The 1,796-nt window shown below is 73.3% G+C and carries 1 protein-coding gene; it reads right to left on the bottom strand.

Annotated elements, in window-relative coordinates; all coding sequences use genetic code 11:
* Positions 1-35: 35 nt before the first annotated feature.
* Positions 36-1,688, bottom strand: coding sequence for a phospholipase D-like domain-containing protein (locus ACFU6K_RS38280; RefSeq protein ID WP_380671172.1), 1,653 nt, complete (start codon positions 1,686-1,688; stop codon positions 36-38).
* Positions 1,689-1,796: the final 108 nt, after the last annotated feature.

Genomic DNA, 1,796 nt, shown 5'->3' with positions numbered 1-1,796 from the left:
GAGCAGCGCCCGCCCCGGACCTCAACCCCCGGACCTCAGGCGCGGCAGGTCCCGGTCGACCAGTCGACGGTCGCGGCGGCCTGCGAGTACTTCCACTCGGGGCCGAGCAGGTCGCGGTCGAGCTGGGCGGCCGCGTCGCGGTTCTCGACGATGTAGCCGAAGTCCTGCAGCCAGGCCGGGTACAGGTTCTTCGAGCCGATGTAGAAGGCCGAGTCGTCGACCGCGACCAGCTTGTGGTGCAGCGCGTACGGGTGCCCGTCGGCCCACGTGGCGGTGGGGGCCGCCCGGAAGGAGGCGAGCTGGAGGTTGCCGCAGAGGGCCGCGTCGGCCTTGCTCCGATCACCGGTGAGCGCGGTGAGCCGGGCCTTCAGGACGTCGCTGATCTCGGCGAGGGACTTCATCTGCGAGTAGCCCCCGCTGCCCACGGTGCCCCGGTTGGCCGGGTCGCTGACCACGATCCGCACCTTGACCCCGGCGGCCAGCTTGGCGGCCAGCGTGTCGTAGAGACGGGCGTCGTGGTGCGAGATCGGCGGGCAGGTGCCGTTCAGGTCCTGCTGGGAGATCTCGATGTGCCGCTGGGCGCTGCCGACCAGGGCGCGCAGGGCGTTCTCCTCGGGGTTGACGGTCTCGTAGTCGCGGTCGGCGTTGGTGTTGTCGTGCAGGGTCAGCGGGCCGCACTTGGCGTCCGCCGCCCCGGGGACGGGACCGGGCCGGTACCCGGAGGAGGGGTCCGCGTCCTTGATGCCGACGCCGAGGCCGCCGACGGCTATCACCGGGACGTTCCCGGCGGCGGGGGCGGGCGGGTTGAGCTCGCGTTCGATCGACGGGCGGCAGGCGCCGCCGTCCGAGGAGGCGAACCACGCGTTGTCGAGGAGGCCGGTCCGGCCGCAGGTCCACTCCCAGAGGGTGTCCAGGTAGCGGCCGGCGGAGGTGGCGGCGGGGCCGGTGAGCGCGAGGTCGACGTCCGAGACGGGGTGCGAGGTGTCGAGGTAGTCCTTGCTCCAGCCGTTGATGCCACCGGTGAGGACGGTGCGTCCGTCGACGACCAGGAGCTTGGAGTGGTTCCAGGAGAAGGCGGTGCGCGAGGCGGTCATCGAGGCGATGTTGAGGCTGACCGACGAGGCGGCCGGTCCGAGCTTCGCGACCAGGTCGTCCCGGTACCGCGACGGCAGCACGTTGGCGTTGTACAGCGGGGCCGCGCCGACCAGGATGCGCACCACCGGGCGGTGCCCGGCGGCGACCGAGGCCTTGAGTCCGGCGACCAGGGCGTCCTCGAACCCGCCGTCGGGGAACGGCGCGAGGCTGGAGACGTCGACGGTCCGGGTGGCGGCGGAGACGTCGGCGGTCATCTTCGCGAGCAGCGCGCGGGTGCCGGGCCGGTCGGCGCAGGTGGCGTCGCCCCAGCAGCCGGGCGTCTGGAACAGCCAGTTCGCGGGGCCGCCGGCCTGGTCGGCGCCGGCCAGGGCGTTGCCGTCGGTGCGCTGCCAGACGGTGCCCTCCAGGCCGGGCGACACCTGGCGCAGCACCTGCTCGACGGCGTCGAGGTGGGCGGTGCCCGCGCCCTGCGCGGGGGCGGGGGCGGCGTGGGACGGCGCGGCCGACAGGACGGTGATCAGGGTGCTGGCCGCGACGGCGGCGAGGGCGCCGCGCAGGGCGCGGCGGGGTCGGCGGGAGCCGGGTCGGTACACGTGAGGATCCTTCAGAACGTGGCAGGCGTCGTGCTGTTCGCCTACGAGACACCCAGAGACTACCTGCTGGTAACACTCCGTCAAACTTGCGCATGACAAAAGCGCGCG

Source organism: Kitasatospora sp. NPDC057512 (assembly GCF_042802135.1).
Classification (GTDB): Bacteria; Actinomycetota; Actinomycetes; order Streptomycetales; family Streptomycetaceae; genus Kitasatospora.
The sequence above is the reverse complement of the archived record's forward strand: the minus strand, read 5'-3'. Positions and strand labels throughout refer to the sequence as shown.